Below are 17,845 nucleotides of genomic sequence, written 5' to 3'. Positions count from 1 at the left end.
TTTTGATATTTCGGTAAAGATAGAAAATAGAATTTTAATAATTTAATATATTTTAAATATCATATTCCCTCTTTTTTACGCGCTGTCAAATGGTAGATATTGATTCCTAAGATGGCAAAATTTGTGATAATAATTGGCAAACCAACACGTAATGTAGGCATTAAAAATCCATACAGTACAAATAGTAGACATCCAACTGCATTGATCATTCGAAGATTTTTTAAGTCTTTCATTGTGAATGATATCAATACTGCCAGTGATGCTAAATATCCTATTAATTCTGTTCCTGTGATTCCTAGTATTTCCATGTTATTTAATTTAAAGATTGAAAAATTAAAAGATTCAAAAATTGGTATTCGCTATGTACACTACATAAAAAAGGTTTCACTGCGTAACAATGAAACCTTTTTTTCGATGTGAATCGTATTTTTTAGATGATCTTGTTACGTTTTCTTTCCACTTCTGTTAAGTGTACTTTTCGTAAACGTAAGAAGTTTGGTGTTACTTCTACATATTCATCTTTCTGGATGTATTCTAATGCTTCTTCCAAAGAAAATTTGATTGCAGGAACAATTTTTGCTTTGTCATCTGCTCCTGAAGAACGTACGTTTGATAGTTTTTTCGTTTTAGTAACGTTAACTGTCATGTCGTCTCTACGAGAGTTTTCTCCAATTACTTGTCCTTCATAGATATCTTCTCCTGGATCAACAAAGAATTTTCCTCTGTCTTGTAATTTATCAATTGAATATGGAATTGCTGTTCCTTTTTCCATAGATACTAATGAACCATTTTGACGTTCTGGAATTCCACCACGTAATGGTTGGTATTCTTTGTACCTGTGTGCCATGATTGCTTCTCCAGCTGTAGCTGTTAACAATTGATTACGTAATCCGATGATTCCTCTTGATGGAATTAAGAATTCGCATACCATACGATCTCCTTTTGCTTCCATACTTAACATTTCACCTTTACGAAGGGTAACCATTTCTATCGCTTTTCCAGAAACATGCTCTGGTAAATCGATTGTTAATTCTTCAATTGGCTCACATTTTTTACCATCAATTTCCTTGATAATTACCTGTGGCTGACCAATTTGCAATTCGTATCCTTCTCTACGCATTGTTTCAATCAATACTGATAAGTGAAGTACACCTCTACCAAATACGATGAATTTATCTGCGCTATCTGTTTCGTTTACACGTAAAGCTAAGTTCTTTTCTAGCTCTTTCATTAAACGATCTTTGATATGACGTGATGTTACAAACTTTCCATCTTTTCCAAAGAAAGGTGAATCGTTAATTGTAAATAACATACTCATTGTTGGCTCGTCAATTGCAATAGTTTTTAATCCTTCAGGATTTTCTAAATCTGCAATCGTATCTCCAATGTCAAATCCTTCTAAACCAACAATTGCACAGATATCTCCAACTTGAATTTCAGAAACTTTCTTACGTCCAAGACCTTCAAATGTGTGTAATTCTTTGATTCTAGATTTAACAATCGTTTTATCACGTTTTACCAATGCTACTTGCATTCCTTCTTTTAATGATCCTCTTTGTAAACGTCCGATAGCGATACGTCCTGTGAATGAAGAGTAATCTAATGAAGTAATTAACATTTGTGTGCTACCTTCTTCAAATTCTGGTGATGGAATGTGTTCCATTACCATATCTAATAAAGGCTCTATATTTTCTGTTTCATTTTTCCAATCGTCAGACATCCAGTTATTTTTAGCCGAACCGTATACTGTTGGAAAATCTAATTGCCATTCTTCTGCACCTAATTCGAACATTAAATCGAATACTTTTTCGTGTACTTCATCTGGCGTACAGTTTTCTTTGTCTACTTTGTTTACAACTACACAAGGTTTTAATCCTAAGTCAATAGCTTTTTGAAGAACAAAACGCGTTTGCGGCATTGGTCCTTCAAAGGCATCTACTAATAATAAAACTCCGTCAGCCATGTTTAATACACGTTCTACTTCTCCTCCGAAATCGGCGTGACCTGGTGTATCAATAATGTTGATTTTAGTTCCTTTGTAGTTTACAGAAACGTTTTTAGAGGTAATCGTAATTCCACGCTCACGTTCTAAATCGTTGTTATCAAGAATTAAATCTCCTGTATTTTCATTTTCACGAAATAGTTGACAGTGATACATAATCTTGTCTACTAACGTTGTTTTCCCGTGATCTACGTGTGCAATAATTGCAATATTTTTTATTGAAGCCATTGTTACCTCTTATTTTTAAGCGTGCAAATGTACTGTTTATTTGTTAGAGAATGTAACTTTCTTCAATTTTTTAAGTTATCTTTCTGTTAATTAATCTTTTAGAACATTTATTTACAATCCTTTTTTTAGCAGATTTACATCATATTTTATGTATCTACGTTTTCATCATACTATGTTTATTGCATTCCCGTAAGACGTTAGTTTTCAGATTTTTTACTTTTAAGTATTCTATTTTTAATCATAAAAACACCTACCATGTTAAAGAATATTTTAAAAATAAACGGAATAAAAGAGTTGAATAAAACTCAACAACAAAACACTTTAGGAGGTTTCATTGGAAATTGTTCTAGCTATAATGGTCCAGTTTGCTTTGGTCCAGTCCAAGGTTGTGGAAGCTGCGCTCATTATAACTCTTTACCTATTGAATATCAAGCATGTGCTTTGGTTCACATTAGCTGTGAAGAGTTTGATCCAATATAAAAAATAAACGAACTTTTGCGTGTTTTTCAACTACTTTTGCTACAAGAGGTAGATTTCCTTTTTGCTTTTGAAATTTACAGTATCTTTGTGCAAAATTTATAATTTATGCAACTGAGTTCTATTCCAAAAATAAAACATACTGATTCTAATAACTTCTTTTTACTTGCTGGTCCATGTGCTATTGAAGGTGAAGAAATGGCTTTGCGTATTGCCGAAAAAGTAATTAAAATTACGGATGCTTTAGAAATTCCATATGTCTTTAAAGGAAGCTTTAAGAAAGCGAATCGTAGTAGAATAGATAGTTTTACTGGAATTGGTGATGAAAGCGCTTTAAAGATCCTTAGAAAGGTTTCTGAGACTTTTGATGTACCAACGGTTACAGATATTCATGAAGCTTCTGATGCTGCAAAAGCTGCCGAATATGTAGATGTGTTACAAATACCTGCATTTTTGGTTCGTCAAACAGATTTAGTTGTCGCTGCTGCGAAAACAGGAAAAGTTGTAAATTTGAAGAAAGGGCAATTTATGAGTCCTGAAAGTATGCAACATGCCGTTAGAAAAGTACATGACTCTGGAAATGAAAATGCATGGATTACAGATAGAGGAACTATGTTTGGTTACCAAGATATGATTGTTGATTTTCGTGGAATTCCAACCATGAAACAGTTTGCTCCAACTGTTTTAGATGTTACACATTCATTACAACAACCAAATCAATCGACTGGAGTTACTGGCGGACGACCTGATATGATTGAAACTATTGCACGTGCTGGTGTTGTAAATAATGTAGATGGATTGTTTATTGAAACACATTTTGATCCTGCAAATGCAAAGAGTGATGGTGCTAATATGCTTCATTTAGATCACTTGGAAGGTTTATTAACCAATTTAGTTAAGATTCGTAAAACAATAAATAGCTTATAAGACTGCTTAGAATTTAATATATATAAAGTCGTTAGTAGAAGCTAGCGGCTTTTTTTAGTACTTCTATTAATACTTTGTCATTGATACCTTCAACTTTTTTGTAGCGTAACGAAGCCATGACCTTCCGTTTTTCAGTCACTAAATGTTCTTTATGAATTTGTATTTCTCCGCCTTTTACAATTCCTATATCAACATATTGTCTTTTGTGACTTGCATTTAGATAGCAGAATGGCTTTCCCTTTATATAGTAGAAAGGAATTCTGTATTTGTATTTTAGCTCTATATCAGGAAATGAATATTCTATTAATACCTGTAATTGTAATAAGATAGATTTATACGGTTCCGGTTGTTGTAAGATGTAATTTTCTGCAGGATTCATATTTCAATATATAAAAACCCAAGATACTTTTTATTTTGAAATTAGTATATACAATAAAAGGACTTCTACAAGAAGTCCTTTTATATTACTTTCCTAAATCTACTAACAGATAACTTGTGTTTCTGTACATATAATTTTAGACTCATCACCTTGAGTTGCTCCACAAAATTTTGAATCATCAGTTGTTCTAGTATTTGTAGGGCGTGAACACATTGTAGGCACTATGGATATACATCTATCATCCTGTGTTTCAATGGGCACACATACACCAGAAGGGCATGTAAATCCATTTCTAGATACTATTTCTGTTCCTGGTCCTTGTAAAGTCCCACCTTTTAAGCTTTTTAATGAACTAAAAGTAGCAACAGTTATTTTTTGGAATTGTAATTTAGAGAGGAAATCTTTCTTTTTCATTATACTGTGGTTTTACTAAGTTATCCTCAAATATAAAACCAGAAGTGTAATTTTACATAAAATACATCTAGAAATTTATAAATTTCGAGAGCAAAAAAAATCACATAACACCCTTATTATCAAGACTCTTAATGTAATATGACGGATACAAACCTGTTTTGTTTTTAAAGGCTCTGGAGAACGATTCTGAACGATTAAAACCTATTTCTTGCGCTATAGAATCAATAGTATAAGAACGGAATTTTTTATCGTTTTTTAACCGTTTAATTGCATAATTAACTCGTAATTCTGTAATATATGCAGTAAACGATTTCCCTTTATGCGCATTGACTAACTTTGATAAATAAGAGGTATTTGTCTTTAATTTTTTCGCCACTTCATTTAAACTACAATGTTTGCTTAAGTACGATTCTTTTGCTTCAAAATTATTCAGTTTTTTGAGGAGTTTCGCTTTGGTTTCATCAATAATTTCGACTTCTTTAATCTCAGCTTTAGCAATTTTCTTGACTTTACCTTTTTCAACAACTGCTTCCAACTTTTCTTCTTTTTCTTTCTCCTCTATACTCCTTAATAACTCTTCAAATTTACGTTGATTATTTTTTTCTCGTTTTCGGAAAAAGAAAACTATTCCAATTACCGTAAATGAAGCTACAAAAACACTTACTATTAATATATTCTTTGTTTTTTCGGAAGATTCTTCTGCTGCAATCAACTCTTCTTTTAACGATTGTAAATCATATTTTTTTACAATATCTACACTTATGTTATCTTGTCGTTTATCATTTTTCTTATAGACCTCGTTTGCTTTTTCATAATACTTTAAACTATTTTCAATATCATTAACCTCTTTGTATGACTTTGCTAATAAAGCATATGCTTCTTCTAATTTTATGAAATCAAGTTTATGCTTTTGCATCAAAGTATCTGCTTTTAGCAAAAACTCTATAGCTACTTTATATCTTTTTTCTTTATAGAAAACTTCTCCTTTTTCTATATATAATACAGGAATTTCATGATCTATGGTTTTTAAATTTTCTGCAATGTTCAATGATTTCTGTATAAACTCATGTGCTTCTTCAAAATCTTGATTTAAAGAGGCTATTCTTCCTAAAAATGAAAAAAAGTAAAATTTTGCCTCATTATCATTTAACTTTTCGCTTAACTCTAATCCTTTCTCACAGTAGCGTTTTGCTTGATTGTAATCTCCAATCCCAATATATCCTTTAGTTAATGCTATATAAACATTTATATGTAATGTTTTAGGTTCATCATCCTTAATTGTTTTTAATAACCCGTTTAACAATTCTATTGCACCTGGAAAATCATTAGTTTGCATTTTTATTAAAGAAATAGTTAATGATATTACTTGTTCTCTAACTTGGTCATTAGTCTTTTTAGCTAAATCTAATACTTGAAGATAATCCTCCATAGCTTTTTCATATTCTCCAAAATCAAAATAACTATTTCCTCTATCTTGTAAAGAAGTCATAATTAAGTTATCATCATTTAAAGATTTTGCTATTTGTAGAGATTTATTAAGGTTAACTACAGATTCTTCATGATTCATTATATTATTCTGCCAATTTGATAAACAAAGGTATCCCCAATATTGTTCTATTGAATCCTCTGAAGTTAACATACTATTTTTTACATGCATTATACATATAGTAGTTTTCAAAGAATCTTTCTCATATTTTTGTGCAAACAAACGCGCAAATTCTTTAGGCGCTAACTCTTTTAAAGATGCTTTGAATTCTTCTTTGTTAAAGCTTTGAATTGTGTCTTGCAAACTGTTATTTGCAAAAGATTGCTGATTATAGCCAAAAGATATAATCAATACTAGAAGTACCATATGTTTTTGGAGGTGCATATGAAATAGGTTTTCTTAGGTTTTAATGTATTGTTAAGTCGGCAGTATATCAAAAATAAGGGTTTTACATTATTTTTACTACAGTTTTCCCAGCAATTTTTAACAAATGCCATTAGTTTGTTAGTAATCAAATTGATAATTTTAATAACTGGACTCGGATTTTATGAATTCAGAGATGCTTTTATAAAGTTACCATTTATATTTTTTTGTTTGTGCCATGATAACAATAGCTTTGCCTTTAAATACTGTAATAAGTACGAAAGAAAGTAGAATTTAAAAAACACATCATACATGCAGTTCATCGTATACATCATTATGAAGATTTTTTCTTAGGAACGAACCCATTTTTAAGAAATTGAATAAAAAAACTCCCTAAATATGATTTAGAGAGTTTTTAATAGATTATTATTTTGTGTTCTTAACATCTATCCCCTGATGCTAAAATGACACAGTCTAAACTTCTATCAGTTTTTGTATCTCCTGTTTTACAATTATCATATTCTATTGTTTTCGGTTCAGTAGTAATAACACATGGAGAATTAACAGAAGGTACATTATCATCTCCCGCTCCAACAATGTTATTCAATTTAGATACGTTTATTTTGTTTACTTCCAACTTCAATTTTATTTCTCTTTTCATATTGCATATTTTATTAATGAATGTTCTTCCAAATATAGTAGAAAATGAAATTGACGCTTTACATAGTTAGTCGTTATTTATAAATAACGACTATTCGGAATTACTGCCTGCCTGTTTTTCAAGCTCTTTCACAAAGTACGAAGGGTACAAACCTGTTTTTACTTTAAACGCTTTTGAGAATGATTCTGACCTTTTGAAACCAATTTCCTGTGCTATAGCACCTATGGTAAATGATCTAAATTTACGATCATGTGATAATCGTTCAATAGCATAATCAACTCGTAAATCTGTAATGTAAGCTGTAAATGATTTTTCTTTATATGTATTAATCACTTTGGAAAGATACGTTGTATTCGTTTGAATTTTTTTCGCTACTTCTACCAAAGTACTATCGTTATCTAAAAATAATTCTTTGTCTTCAAATTCTTCCAACTTAGTTAAAATTGCTTCAATTTTCGGATCAATTTTAGCGGGTTGCTCTTTCGAAATTTTTTGAGATTTTTCGACTATTTTTTCTTCTGAAGCTGTCTGTTTTTCATCTTTGTGAAGTTTAATTTTCTGTCGTTTTTTTTCTAATTGATTCATTAGATTTTCAAAACGTTGTTTGTTTTTACGTTGTTGTTTTTTATTGAATATTAATAACCCAATAATGATAATTACCAATAGTACAACTCCAATTGTATAGAATGTTTTAATACGTTTTGAATTTTGCTGTAATTCTTTTATTTCCTCTTTCAGTTTTACGAGATCATATTGTTTGATAAGATTCGTATTTATTTTATCTCTTATTTTATTATTTTCAGTACTTATTTGTTTCGCTTTTTCATAGTATTTTATAGCTTGTTCACTATTTCCAAGCTCTTTGTATGATTTTGCAAAACAGTAATACATTTGTTGAATACTCAAAATTTCAACATCATAGTCTGCTTTCATTGCTTCAATTTTATGAAGCTCATCAACAGCTAACTGATATTTTTTTTCATCAAAATAAGCTTTCGCCCTATAAAATTTCAAAAACAATCGCAGGTTTTTACGAATGAATTGCTTTTCCATTATTTCATCTGCTTCATCCAAAAAACGATGACATTTTTCATATTCTTTGTTACTTCTGGCTATTTCTGCAAAAGCTGATAAAAAATGTGCCATAGCAAGTTCATCATTTATATCTATATTGAGTTTTGTACCTTCTTCGCAGTAATGACGGGCAGCATCATAATCTTCAATGTATATATAAGCACCACATATGTTCAGATATAAGTTTAATCTACTTTTTTCATTAATGATATCTGGTTGCTTTTTTATCTTTTCCAAATTTTCAAGCAGCAATTCAATTGCTCCTTTTGTATCATCTGCCTGCATTCTTACCAAAGCAATATTACTTTTAACAGCGATTTGCCATCTTCTATTTTTTTCTTTTTTTGCAATATTTAATGCTTCATAATACAATTTTAAAGCAGGTTCATGATCTGCCTGATAATAGTGAGTAACACCTTTACTTAGTAATCCCAAATATAATATACTGTCGTTCTTTATTTCTCTGGATATTCTAATTCCTTTTTCTAATAATGATAATGATTCTTCAATATTTCCTTTTGCTTCTTCCCAAATCGATACTGTTATAGATGCTCTAGCAACTTCTTTCGGTGTTCCTGAAGCTATATATATACTTTTAATGTGATCTGATATAATGCTCGCTTTTAGAGAATCGACATCATATACACGATACAATATAGAAGTCAGTGTACCCAACGATTTATTTTCTAATGACTTTTTAAACGTTATTGTATCTAATGAAGAAGATATTGTGTTGTCATTTTGAGCTTGTACAATACATGTAACGCAACTCATAAGCGCACATAAAAAGAGTACATTGTACTTTTTAAAGAGGGATATTGACATATATTTTGTTGTAGTTCTATTTTAGGTATATTCAAATGTAACGAATTTTGTGACTAAATCATTATTTATTAGGAATTGTAATTATAAAAGTTGTTCCATTTCCTTCAGAACTTTTGACATAAATTTCGCCATCATTACGTTCTAATATTTTTTTCACCAATGCCAATCCTATTCCGATAGAATTCCCTTTGGTTTCCGCATCAAGTCTTTGGAATAGTTGAAATATTTTTTCGTGATATTGTACTTTTATTCCTGGACCATTGTCTTGTATTGAAAATTGATGCCCTCTGTTTGTGAGTTCATAATCAATATGGATTTCTACCTTTTCTTTATCTGTATGCTTAATCGCATTTTGAATGAGATTCTGAAAGATTTGCAATAACTGCGATTCACTAAATTCTAGTTTTGGTAATACTTTTTGAATCTGTATTTGAACATTTTCCTGAGAATTTACTAAAACGATGCGTTCCACTAAGTGCTGTACATCTACCATTTTCGTTACTTGTTGCGTATCCATTTGTAAAGAATAGTTCAGAATTCCTTCTACCAATAAATCCATTTGAGTAATTTGTTCTTTTATCAACCCTAAACTTTTGGTAGTTTCTTCATCAAAGTTATTTTCATCATCATCCGTAAGCCAATCTGACAATGTATACATATTTCGCAAAGGACGTTTTAAATCGTGCGAAACTACATAAGCAAATTCTTCTAAGTCCTTGTTTTTTCGTAATAACTCTTTGGCTCTATTTTCAATATCAAGCGTACGTTTTTTTACGGTTTCTTCTAAATTTAAATTGATTATTTCAAGTTTTTTTCTATATCGAATTAAACCATTCATTACCAAAAAAGAAAATATAAATATAGTCCCTAACGATAGTAAAATAGCACTTTCAGACATGCTATCTAAACCTGAATTAAATACATGATATGATAAATGCAATAATTCGGAAGCACTATATAGCAAAACTAATATTCGGTTACTCAATAATAATACAGATCCAAATATGAACACATAGGTTACTAGTAAAAAATCTAAAGAAAAATTATTAACGCTTGTTCCATAGGCTAAATAATGTTGAAATAATAAGGTTGCAACAAATACAAACCAACCATATTGACTAAGTATTGATTTATTTTTTAAATATGGTAATAATCCAATAAGTAAAAAGAGACTAGCAAAGATGATATTTCCATAAAAAGGTATGATCAAATCTGGATTGTAATGTTTCATGACTTCCAAGTACACAAACGTACTTGGTGCACCAAGAATAAGCGTTATACTGCTATTCTTGATTTCAAAAGGCTCCAATTTTCCTAGTTTTTTAAGGAATTGTATGATCATATACTATGATAAGGTAATGCGCTGTTTGCACTATTGTTTAATGGTAAAAAAGAAGCTCGTTCCTTTTCCTACTTCACTTTCAACATATATTTCTCCACCATTTCGTTCTATTATTTTTTTGACTAAAGCCAAACCAATCCCAACAGAATCTACTTCGGTTTCTATTTGAAGTTTTTGGAAAAGTTCAAAGATTTTCTCAAAATATTTTTCTTCAATTCCAGGTCCATTATCGCTTACCGTGAATTGATGCTTATCATTTACTACAGCATAATCAATGTGAATTTCTACTTTTTCTTTGTCATTATGCTTGATGGCGTTTTGAATCAGATTTTGAAATACTTGTAATAATTGTGATTCATTAAATGATACTTTCGGCAATTCTTTCTTTAGTATTATTTGTACGTTTTCACTAGAGTTTACTGTGATTATACGTTCTAAAAGCACCTGTGCATCAACTACTTTCATCTCTTGATCTGTTTTCATTTGAAGTGAATAGTCTAGAATTCCTGCTACAAGTAAATCCATTTGTGTCACTTGCTCTTTGATCAATCGTAAACTTTGATTTGCTTCCTGATCAAAATCATGTGCTGCATCTTCTGTAAGCCAATCAGTTAAAGTGTAAATATTTCGTAACGGACGTTTTAAATCGTGCGAAACTACATAGGCAAACTCTTCTAGGTCTTTATTTTTTCGCAATAATTCTTTCGCTCTATTTTCAAGATCAATCGTACGTTGCTTGATACGATCTTCTAAATCTGCATTGACAGATTCTAGTTTTTTTCTATATCGAATTAAACCATTCATCACCAAAAAAGAGAAGATAAATATTGTACTCATGGAAACTAAAATAGCACTTTCAGACATGCTGTCTAATTCAGAATAATACACACGATATGAAAGGTGTATCAATTGCGAAGCACTGAATAAAATAACCAATAATCGATTACTCAGCAACAGTACTGAACCAAATATAAATACATAGGTAACTAATAAATAGTCGAGTGAGAAATTGTTTAATGCGGTTGTATAGGTAAGATAATATTGAAATATGATGAGCGTGACAAACACAATCCACCCATAAATTTCATTTAGAAATTTACTTTTCGCAAACGGCACTAATCCAACAAGCATAAACAATATTGTAAACACTTCTTGTCCTTGATACGGAATGATTAAACCAGGGTTATAATATAGCATAATCAACACATATACATATGTGCTAGGAGAAGCTAAACAGAATGTAAAACTACTATTCTTTATTTCGAAAGGTTCTAATCTTCCAATATCAGAGAGATATTTGAAAATTTTATTCAAGCAATACTTTTTTAATTAAGCATTTAAAGTTATGGAAATCATTGTAATTAACAAGCGTATTAAAAATGATTTTTGTTTGCATAGCTAAGTTTTTTTATTTTACTTTGTATTTCAAAGTACTTTAAATATGACTTCATCAGACTACTTAAACGACATTAAAGAGATTAAAAACCTCATGAATAAATCTTCACGATTTATTTCCTTGAGTGGACTTTCGGGCATTATGGCAGGTGTGTATGCTTTGATTGGCGCTTGGTTTGCACGTCAAGAATTAGGAAAATTATATGCAACAAAACGATATTTGTATGAAGGAGGAAGTTATGCTGGTTCAAATGATATCACCATTAAATTGTTAGCCATTGCAGCCATCGTCATTATTTTAGCTATTGTGACTGGAATTATTTTGACACAACGAAAAGCTAGGAGAAACGGTGAAAAGATATTTGATAAGTCAGCGATTAAATTATTAATAAATTTTTTGATTCCGTTAGCTACTGGTGGTGTGTTTGCTTTGATAATTTTACAAAAAGGATATGTTGGATTAATTGCTCCTGTTACACTTATCTTTTACGGACTTGCCTGTGTAAACGCGAGTAAGTTTACACTTGGACATGTAAAGTTTTTAGGTTTTGCAAATATTACTTTAGGCTTAATTGCAACACAGTATATAGGATATGGTTTGTATTTTTGGGCAATAGGATTTGGATTGTTTCACATTATTTATGGAGGATTGATGTATATCCTTGTTGAAAGAACTGCAAAATAGACAACGTGAGTATTATTACAAACATAAATAAAGCTTTTGATCACCGAATTCGTTTGGGTATTATGTCCATTTTGATGGTGAATGAATTTGCCGATTTTAAAATGCTGAAAGAGTTGTTGTCTATTACGGACGGAAACTTAGCAAGTCATGCAAAAGCATTAGAAAAAGTGGAATATATCAAAGTGGAGAAACAGTTTATAGGACGAAAACCCAACACACGATATAGCGCTACTCCTTTAGGGAGAATGGAGTTTAAAAAACATATTGAAGCTCTTGAAAATTTAATTAAAAAAAGCGAATAATTATATATTGATAACACATACTAATTCAATACAAACACTTACTATATGAACACTATGTATCACATAAAAAACACGGTACTTTGTACAACTATAAAAAGCTAAGCTTCACTCCTAGCAAATAAAATATACTATTTTTTTACACATTTACTTTGAAATCCAAAGTACTTTAAAAACTAAAATCATGGAACACCAAACAGCAAACAAGATTACACACAAAAACGAAAAAAATAAATTTAGTACTTGGCTAAAAACTTCTATTACCGCACGTATGGTAATGATGGGCGCATTAGTTTTATTATTAATGATTCCATTAAACTTGATTCAAAAATTGATTAAGGAACGTGAATACAGACAGCAAAGCGTTGTAAATGATATTAATGATGGTTGGGGAAATTCAATTTTACTTTACGGACCTATTTTAAAAGTTCCGTACAAAACTTATGAGGAAACTGTAAAATATAACGCAGATACAAATAGTACATTTAAAGAGAAACGTACTATTTTAAAACATGCCTTTTTTTTTCCTAAGAATTTGAATTTTGATGCTGATGTAAAAGCTTCCCCAAAGAAACGTAACAATTTTGAATCAGCTGTATTAACCGCAAACATTGCCGCTACAGGAAGTTTTGAAATTCCTGATTTTTCTTCAAAATCCATTCCTGATGAAGACATCGTTTGGGAAAAAGCAACATTATTAATTAAAACTACCAATTTAAAAGGTTTAAAAAGTGAAGTCGCGCTAAAACTAAATGGAAACATGTATGGATTTGAAACTAATTTTAGTAGTACAAATTCACATAGTAATAATTTAGACGAATTGGAAAGCTCATTTTTAGCTTTAAAAGATATTCCAAAAACTAGTGAACAATCGTTTAGTTTTTCATTGTTATACAATGGAAGTCAAAGTATTCAATTTATTCCTATTGGAAAGATTACCAATGTAAAAATGACTTCTGATTGGAAAGATCCAAGTCATATTGGAAACTTTATCACACAAGATGAAAACGCAACTGAAGATGGTGGTTTTGAAGCAAATTGGCGTATTCTTAATACAAATCGTCCGTTTTCACAACAGTTTTTTTCGGCTTTACCAACATTATCAGAATTTGCTTTTGGAACAAAATTCATTATTCAACTTGACGAATATCAAAAGAGTGATCGTGCTGCAAAGTATGGTTTTTTAGTTATTGGCTTAACGTTTTTGGTGTTCTTCCTTATTCAGACATTAAGTAAAATAAATATTCATCCTTTTCAATATTTAATGATCGGAATTGCGTTAGTAATGTTTTACACTTTGTTGATTTCAATTTCTGAACATAGTAGTTTCTTAAAAGCATATCTCATCGCAGGCGCTGCCGTAATTGTTATGATTACACTTTATTCTAAATCTATTTTAAAGAATTGGAAGTTTCCAGTATTTATTGGAGTTTCCTTAACCGCTTTATACGGATTTATTTTTGTGATTATTCAATTAGAAAGCTACGCATTATTAGTAGGAAGTGTTGGATTATTCTTGATTTTAGGATTGGTGATGTTTGTATCAAGAAAGATAGATTGGTACTTCGATTCCACTCAGCAACCATTCGATCCATATCAATCAAAAGATTCAAATGAAAACCAGCCTGTTGTTACAGATTAGTTTACCTGTATTTAATAGCATAATAACTCATAAGTAAATTAACATTAAAACCGATTAGTTAGTCAGTTAGTTTGGTGAATGCGATTCCTAGCTTCTCAATTACTTGAGAATTGGGAAGTTTAGGTTTCGCTTCTAAAGATTCTATTTCACATTCAATTACACACACATGAATATTTCATTTTTATACAAATTATTACAAACCGCTAAAATCACAGCTATTTTAAGCTTTTTAGGTGGCACTTTTTTATTGATACTGTATTTCTATTTTTCAGGATCTAAAACAATTTTAAGCTTAGGTATTTATTATACATTGTTCACATTAATGTTGAATAGCATTCTGTTTTTCACACTTATAATCACATTCATGAATAGTGAAATTAAGCGTAAAAAAATTCTAACGTCATTATTCATTATGATTATCAATATTCCAATTGGTTGTTGTTATGTAGCTGCAATTTTATCATACCCTATTTAAAATTTATTCATGAAAAAATCTATTGTAAAATTCGGCTTCATACTTCTTTTAATGTTGTCATTGAAAGCAATTTACAGCGCAAGCACATTAGAGCAATTGCGGTATTTTATGTACCCTATGATTCCTTTTATTGAATTATTTTCGCAAACAGCTTTCTATTGGATTCCAGAAGTTGGTTATAGTTCTTCGCTAAATATCATCATAGAAAAATCCTGTGCTGGTGGCAATTTTTTCATTATCTGCTTTGCATTTTTAAGTTTTAAACTGTGGAAGTTTCAATCATTTCTACAGTTTTCATTACGCATCTTTTTCCTTGGCATTTGTAGTTACCTCATCATGATTTTAGCAAATACAGCTCGTATTGTAAGTGCAATTAAACTTGCTCAATTGGATGCTACAACAACGTTTATCGACCCAAAAACTGCACATTTAGCACTTGGCAGTATTCTATATGTACTTATACTTCTTTTCATTAATCACCTTATTACGTTAAAATATGTCAAAGTTCAAATTTCATAAATCGTTAGGATATTTTATTACCGTTATTTTATTACAAATTATTTTGGGTTTTATATTGTATAATGCCTTTAATTCTCCAACAGGAAATTCCTTTGAATGGTCTGCAATTGCTACCTATTGGTTTGTATTATTAGTTGCTATTGCTGGGCTTATTTATGCAGATATTACAGAAAAAATAAAACATTGGATTGTACCTATTATTATTATTTCGGGGTATTTGCTTTTCATTATTTTCTTATTGAATTCTAATTTATTTTTAAGTATTCCCCGTATAAAATCGACAAGTGTAAATTATGAATTGATTCCGTTGTATTTGACATTTCCGGGAGTTTTCCACGCCATGATAGACATTATTCTTAGCTACTTTAAACCAACAGGAAAGTTTTCTGCAAATTTAAAAAATTTCATGTACGCACTTTCTGCTCCAATTTGCACATATCTTATTATCACAATCATTATTCCTCTTTTCAGAGGTGAGCAATACATTACTTTTAGCTTGAAATCTTTTATAGTACAAATTTCTATTTGTATTTCTATTGCGTCCTTTCTATTTTTCTTTTTACGCATGATTTTAGGAAATATTATTGGAAGAAACCTAAAAGGTAATCACACCTTTATGATATTACTATTCGGACTCTTATTACCTATTATTGGATTACTAGTAAATTTAGAATTTACAATTTTTGGAGATTTCAATTTCATCTTAATTTATATTGCCCTTATCGGAAATGCAATTGGTTTATTTTTATTATTAAGTGATACAGCTATTCATAAATTCATTGGCTTTCTATTAGCTTGTTTTGGATTGCCGTATGTATTGTATTTCTTTATTATTTTCTTACCATATATTCCACTTTCGTTTGTTGCGTTAATTGTATTAGGCGCTGGGATTTTAATGTTAACGCCAACTGTTTTATTACTTATACAGCTTCAAATACTATCCAAAAATTATATCAACATTGTAAAAGTATATGGGAAAGAAAAAGTGCTTTCATTAGGTATTTTATGTGTATTGATTTTACCCGTTTCATTTGCTCTTTTTTGTCATAATCATAAAGTATTGCTTGAAGAAGTCATTGCAGAAACCAGTTATTTTGACGCTAGCAATCATGAGTATAGAGATTTTGATGTAGATAAATTAACCTACATTTTTCAGCAAATGGAAAAAAATCATCGTAGACTTTCATTTGATAATTTTGAAAAACGATTGCCTTTATTATCTATTTATTATGATTGGTACGTGTTTGATAATTTGCAATTGTCACGACAAAAAACTGCAGAAATTGGTCATTTATTTTTGGGAGATAAAAATTATACTTTTTCTGGTTATCGTCCACCAGAAACCTTAACAGCTTCGGTAAAATATACGTATACAACTGAATATATCGCTGAAAGTGATTTTTATAAAACACAGGTTGATTTTAAAATTACGAATTTGGATAATGTTGGTATGCGCGAATTTCGTTCTGAGTTTTCCTTACCGAAAGATGTTTTTATCAGTGATTATTATTTAGATATTGGAAAAGAAAGAGTTTATGGAATTTTAGCTGAAAAAGAAGCCGCTAATTGGATTTATGAACAAATTACAAGTCAGCGTCGTGATCCAGGAATTTTACAATATGTGTATGGCGATGTACTTTCGCTAAAGGTCTATCCTTTTTTAAAGAATGAAGCACGAACTACTGGTTTTACATTACATCATAGAAATCCCGTTCATTTTTCCATCAATGAAACACCTATTGATATTGATGTAGAACCTTTATCGCAGAATGTAACGGAAATTGCTACAAATGCTTTTTACATCCCAAGTGAAGTGAAGGAAACATTGCCAAAAGTAGAAATACCTATTCGTTATTATTTTTTGGTTGATAATACGATGGAAGGTGAAACACAACGTGCTCAATTTGAAGAAGATTATAACAGTTTAGCTCCCACAATCAAAGAGAATGCGCAGGTTTTGTACATAGATTCAGATGTAAATTGGGAAACGCAAACAACACCAAAAAAGTCAGGGTTCAATTTACTAAAAGCAGTTTCTCAGATTCAATATCTTCACCAAGATCAGAAAACTATTCCGTTTGTAGTTGTATATGCTCCAAATACAAATCGTTTTTACGGAAAGTATACGCAATGGGAGTTGAAACGTATGTTTCCATATGATAATTATGTAGCATACACCTCTTGGAATCAGCAAGTATTTCCAACACTAGAATTTGTAAAATTTTCCAGAAATGGAAAATCGTGTTATACACCAAATAACAACTTGCCTTCTTTAATTTCTCTTGATAAGATTGATGATTTTTCAATGCAACTGACTTCAAATTCGTATTTGAATGCCTTGCAATTGCGTAAGTATCATGAGGTAAATGATTTGAATCCAAAACGCAAACGAACACGTTGGCTGGATGGCTTACGCCAGAGTTTTTCTCAGAATATTTTAACGCATAGTACTACATACCTTTCTTTAGAAAGTAAAGAACAAGAAGCATGGTTATTGAGAAAGCAAGAAGAAATCATGAATGCTACCTATACTACAAAAGCAAGTACCGAAACACAACGCATGAGTGAACCGTATTTCTGGATATTATTGATTCTCTTTTTCATTTACATGGGACGACAACATTTTTTACAACAACAAACAAAACGATAAAT

The 17,845-nt window shown here is 30.5% G+C and carries 17 protein-coding genes; 8 read left to right on the top strand and 9 right to left on the bottom strand.

Features of this window, described 5'->3' with window-relative positions; all coding sequences use genetic code 11:
• Window positions 1-59: 59 nt before the first annotated feature.
• Window positions 60-308, bottom strand: coding sequence for a uroporphyrinogen decarboxylase (locus tag Q0828_RS15225; protein WP_298422819.1), 249 nt, complete (start codon window positions 306-308; stop codon window positions 60-62).
• 122 nt (window positions 309-430) lie between these two features.
• Window positions 431-2,230 carry a translational GTPase TypA gene (typA, locus tag Q0828_RS15220; protein ID WP_298422816.1) on the bottom strand — a complete coding sequence of 600 codons (1,800 nt, stop codon included), beginning with the start codon at window positions 2,228-2,230 and terminating at the stop codon, window positions 431-433.
• 255 nt (window positions 2,231-2,485) lie between these two features.
• Between typA and Q0828_RS15215 the strand changes: the two genes are divergently transcribed.
• Together Q0828_RS15215 and kdsA are read left to right on the top strand one after the other, a co-directional pair.
• The gene (locus Q0828_RS15215; protein WP_298422812.1) at window positions 2,486-2,710 is read left to right on the top strand and encodes a hypothetical protein; all 225 of its coding nucleotides are present in this window, start codon (window positions 2,486-2,488) and stop codon (window positions 2,708-2,710) included.
• A gap of 105 nt (window positions 2,711-2,815) precedes the next feature.
• Window positions 2,816-3,634: a 3-deoxy-8-phosphooctulonate synthase gene (kdsA, locus tag Q0828_RS15210; protein WP_298422809.1), complete on the top strand. Its 819-nt coding sequence runs from the start codon at window positions 2,816-2,818 to the stop codon at window positions 3,632-3,634.
• A 31-nt stretch (window positions 3,635-3,665) separates the two neighbouring features.
• Here kdsA and Q0828_RS15205 read toward each other — a convergent pair whose 3' ends face one another.
• From Q0828_RS15205 to Q0828_RS15175, 7 genes are all read right to left on the bottom strand, one after another.
• Window positions 3,666-4,013, bottom strand: a complete 348-nt coding sequence (locus Q0828_RS15205) for a DUF1801 domain-containing protein (RefSeq protein ID WP_298422806.1) — start codon at window positions 4,011-4,013, stop codon at window positions 3,666-3,668.
• Window positions 4,014-4,115: 102 nt separating this feature from the next.
• Window positions 4,116-4,427: a hypothetical protein gene (locus Q0828_RS15200; RefSeq protein WP_298422803.1), complete on the bottom strand. Its 312-nt coding sequence runs from the start codon at window positions 4,425-4,427 to the stop codon at window positions 4,116-4,118.
• 100 nt (window positions 4,428-4,527) lie between these two features.
• Complete coding sequence (locus Q0828_RS15195) at window positions 4,528-6,297, bottom strand: AraC family transcriptional regulator (protein ID WP_298422800.1); 1,770 nt, start codon at window positions 6,295-6,297, stop codon at window positions 4,528-4,530.
• A 418-nt stretch (window positions 6,298-6,715) separates the two neighbouring features.
• Window positions 6,716-6,937, bottom strand: coding sequence for a hypothetical protein (locus tag Q0828_RS15190; RefSeq protein ID WP_298422797.1), 222 nt, complete (start codon window positions 6,935-6,937; stop codon window positions 6,716-6,718).
• A 90-nt stretch (window positions 6,938-7,027) separates the two neighbouring features.
• Entirely contained in the window at window positions 7,028-8,836 is a 1,809-nt protein-coding gene (locus Q0828_RS15185; RefSeq protein ID WP_298422794.1) for a helix-turn-helix domain-containing protein, read from the bottom strand.
• A 61-nt stretch (window positions 8,837-8,897) separates the two neighbouring features.
• The gene (locus Q0828_RS15180; RefSeq protein WP_298422791.1) at window positions 8,898-10,178 is read right to left on the bottom strand and encodes an ATP-binding protein; all 1,281 of its coding nucleotides are present in this window, start codon (window positions 10,176-10,178) and stop codon (window positions 8,898-8,900) included.
• Between the two features lie 30 nt (window positions 10,179-10,208).
• The gene (locus tag Q0828_RS15175) at window positions 10,209-11,492 is read right to left on the bottom strand and encodes an ATP-binding protein (protein ID WP_298422788.1); all 1,284 of its coding nucleotides are present in this window, start codon (window positions 11,490-11,492) and stop codon (window positions 10,209-10,211) included.
• A 127-nt stretch (window positions 11,493-11,619) separates the two neighbouring features.
• On the opposite strand from Q0828_RS15175, the gene Q0828_RS15170 reads away from it, so the two are divergent.
• The 6 genes from Q0828_RS15170 to Q0828_RS15145 all read left to right on the top strand — a co-directional run bounded on the left by Q0828_RS15170 (window position 11,620) and on the right by Q0828_RS15145 (window position 17,843).
• A complete protein-coding gene (locus Q0828_RS15170; RefSeq protein WP_298422785.1) occupies window positions 11,620-12,258 on the top strand; it encodes a hypothetical protein in 639 nt (212 codons plus the stop codon).
• 5 nt (window positions 12,259-12,263) lie between these two features.
• Window positions 12,264-12,560, top strand: a complete 297-nt coding sequence (locus tag Q0828_RS15165) for a transcriptional regulator (protein ID WP_298422782.1) — start codon at window positions 12,264-12,266, stop codon at window positions 12,558-12,560.
• Between the two features lie 181 nt (window positions 12,561-12,741).
• Window positions 12,742-14,199 (top strand): cell envelope integrity protein CreD, encoded by a 1,458-nt coding sequence (gene creD / locus Q0828_RS15160; RefSeq protein ID WP_298422779.1) that lies wholly within the window; start codon window positions 12,742-12,744, stop codon window positions 14,197-14,199.
• Between the two features lie 166 nt (window positions 14,200-14,365).
• Entirely contained in the window at window positions 14,366-14,674 is a 309-nt protein-coding gene (locus Q0828_RS15155) for a hypothetical protein (RefSeq protein ID WP_298422776.1), read from the top strand.
• Window positions 14,675-14,683: 9 nt separating this feature from the next.
• Window positions 14,684-15,193 (top strand): exosortase K, encoded by a 510-nt coding sequence (gene xrtK / locus Q0828_RS15150; protein WP_298422772.1) that lies wholly within the window; start codon window positions 14,684-14,686, stop codon window positions 15,191-15,193.
• Window positions 15,171-17,843, top strand: a complete 2,673-nt coding sequence (locus tag Q0828_RS15145; RefSeq protein ID WP_298422769.1) for an MSEP-CTERM sorting domain-containing protein — start codon at window positions 15,171-15,173, stop codon at window positions 17,841-17,843. The genes xrtK and Q0828_RS15145 overlap by 23 nt, the downstream gene beginning before the upstream one ends.
• The last annotated feature ends 2 nt before the right edge of the window (window positions 17,844-17,845 follow it).

This window comes from uncultured Kordia sp., from assembly GCF_947496985.1.
In the GTDB taxonomy this organism is placed as follows: Bacteria; Bacteroidota; Bacteroidia; order Flavobacteriales; family Flavobacteriaceae; genus Kordia.
This window is presented reverse-complemented; position numbering and strand designations above follow the sequence as displayed.

What these genes read in the sequence shown, in the direction of transcription:
- Q0828_RS15225 (WP_298422819.1), bottom strand. Translation starts at nt 308, where the DNA reads ATGGAAATACTAGGAATCACAGGAACAGAATTAATAGGATATTTAGCA.
- typA (WP_298422816.1), bottom strand. Translation starts at nt 2,230, where the DNA reads ATGGCTTCAATAAAAAATATTGCAATTATTGCACACGTAGATCACGGG.
- Q0828_RS15215 (WP_298422812.1), top strand. Translation starts at nt 2,486, where the DNA reads ATGTTAAAGAATATTTTAAAAATAAACGGAATAAAAGAGTTGAATAAA.
- kdsA (WP_298422809.1), top strand. Translation starts at nt 2,816, where the DNA reads ATGCAACTGAGTTCTATTCCAAAAATAAAACATACTGATTCTAATAAC.
- Q0828_RS15205 (WP_298422806.1), bottom strand. Translation starts at nt 4,013, where the DNA reads ATGAATCCTGCAGAAAATTACATCTTACAACAACCGGAACCGTATAAA.
- Q0828_RS15200 (WP_298422803.1), bottom strand. Translation starts at nt 4,427, where the DNA reads ATGAAAAAGAAAGATTTCCTCTCTAAATTACAATTCCAAAAAATAACT.
- Q0828_RS15195 (WP_298422800.1), bottom strand. Translation starts at nt 6,297, where the DNA reads ATGCACCTCCAAAAACATATGGTACTTCTAGTATTGATTATATCTTTT.
- Q0828_RS15190 (WP_298422797.1), bottom strand. Translation starts at nt 6,937, where the DNA reads ATGAAAAGAGAAATAAAATTGAAGTTGGAAGTAAACAAAATAAACGTA.
- Q0828_RS15185 (WP_298422794.1), bottom strand. Translation starts at nt 8,836, where the DNA reads ATGTCAATATCCCTCTTTAAAAAGTACAATGTACTCTTTTTATGTGCG.
- Q0828_RS15180 (WP_298422791.1), bottom strand. Translation starts at nt 10,178, where the DNA reads ATGATCATACAATTCCTTAAAAAACTAGGAAAATTGGAGCCTTTTGAA.
- Q0828_RS15170 (WP_298422785.1), top strand. Translation starts at nt 11,620, where the DNA reads ATGACTTCATCAGACTACTTAAACGACATTAAAGAGATTAAAAACCTC.
- creD (WP_298422779.1), top strand. Translation starts at nt 12,742, where the DNA reads ATGGAACACCAAACAGCAAACAAGATTACACACAAAAACGAAAAAAAT.
- Q0828_RS15155 (WP_298422776.1), top strand. Translation starts at nt 14,366, where the DNA reads ATGAATATTTCATTTTTATACAAATTATTACAAACCGCTAAAATCACA.
- xrtK (WP_298422772.1), top strand. Translation starts at nt 14,684, where the DNA reads ATGAAAAAATCTATTGTAAAATTCGGCTTCATACTTCTTTTAATGTTG.
- Q0828_RS15145 (WP_298422769.1), top strand. Translation starts at nt 15,171, where the DNA reads ATGTCAAAGTTCAAATTTCATAAATCGTTAGGATATTTTATTACCGTT.